The organism is Ruegeria sp. AB5 (genome assembly GCF_056542645.1).
Map to the genome: position 1 here is coordinate 1 of NZ_JBQGAE010000057.1, position 1,567 is coordinate 1,567.

The following is a 1,567-nucleotide window of genomic DNA, read 5'->3' on the forward strand; positions in this document are numbered from 1 at the left end:
TCAGACGCAGGCCCGTCTAAACCCAGAGTGTTCCACGGAAAAACACCGGACTTACCGGACATAGTTGCGCTCAATGATCTCGATGTTTTGAAGCTACTGGTCCCGATATCTCGCGATTTCACGCGGATCTTGTTTGCTCAATATGGACCTGTCGCGTTTTTGTGCCGCTCCAAGTGCTCGTTTAAACCACTTTCCGTTCGAAGGCGACGGGACTTTTCCAGCCCAGTGCTGAGTGTCGGCGGCGCGGATTGTAGAAGCCGTTGATGTATTCGAAGATGGCCGCTTCAGCCTGCCGTCGGGTTTGCCATGACCGCCGCCAGATCAGCTCAGCTTTGATCGTTTTGAAGAAGGTCTCGACGGCGGCGTTATCATAGCAATTGCCTTTGCCGCTCATCGACACTTTGAAGTCATGTTGGCGCAGGATCTTCTGATAATCGTGGGAACAGTATTGGCTGCCACGATCCGTGTGGTGGATGCAGTCCTTCGGTGGTGATCTGAAGGCGATAGCCATTCTCAGCGCCCTGATGGCCAGGTCTCGCTTCATCCGATTGCTAACAGCCCAGCCAATCACACGGCGGGAATGCAAGTCCAGAATGACGGCGAGATAAAGCCAGCCTTCACGGGTCCAGACATAGCTGATGTCACCAGCCCATGTCTTGTTCGGCTGATCCGCTGTGAAGTCCCGATCCAGTAGGTTGGGCGCGATATTGAACTTGTGATCGCTGTCTGTCGTGACCTTGTGCTTGCGTGTTCTCAACACGGATATGCCGTTCTGGCGCATCAGGCGACCAACGCGACGATGCCCCACAGCCAAACCAATTTCCTTCAACTCTTCAGTCATGCGCGGCCTGCCATAGCTGCCCAAACTGAGGCGTGACTGTTCTTTGATATGCGCCAGCGTGACCAGATCAGACCGCTGTCTGCGACTGGCAGGGCGGCTGCGGAAGGCACGCAGACCGCGTGCGCTGACACCGACGACATCGCATAACCGGTTGGCTGGAAAGCTGGCTCTGTGTTCTTCGATAAACCTAAATCTCATTGCTTTAGGCCCGCGAAGAACTGGGTGGCCTTTTTTAGGATTTCCCTCTCCTCCTTGAGGAGCCGGATCTCCCGTCGAAGTCGCTCATTCTCTTGAGCGAGGCTCAAATCCTCTTTGGAAACCACGTCTGTATCTCGGTGCGCTGTGATCCATTTGTTCAGCGTGGACATCCCGACACCTAGATCATCAGCCACCTGCTTGCGTGTTAGCCCACTGGTCAATGCGATACGCACCGCATCTTGCCGGAATTCGGCCGTCCGTTTCAGTCCCATAGTCAGTCTCCTTTGCTGCAGTAGATGCTATCAAAGGAGCGGCATCAAACCGTGACAGGTCCAGTAAGTATCGTCTCAGACTGCCACAATTGCCCAGAGACTCCAAATATAGCAGGCACCGCGCCTCATTTGACTTGAACCAAATCTCCCAAAACTTAACAAGTACAGTCATGGATTGGAAACAATGACGCTCTCAGAACACTTCAATCTTTAGGATATTCAACATCTTGTGCCTTTGTTCGAGGTGTCTCAATAG

The 1,567-nt window shown here is 53.3% G+C and carries 1 protein-coding gene; it reads right to left on the reverse strand.

The window, feature by feature from the left end:
* Positions 1-181 precede the first annotated feature (181 nt).
* Positions 182-1,311, reverse strand: a protein-coding gene (locus tag ACR0L4_RS23555; protein ID WP_480424262.1) for an IS3 family transposase whose coding sequence is annotated in 2 segments (ribosomal slippage) — positions 182-1,068 and positions 1,068-1,311 — 1,131 coding nt in all. Because the reading frame shifts where the segments join, the coding sequence is not laid out codon by codon here.
* Between the last annotated feature and the right edge of the window lie 256 nt (positions 1,312-1,567).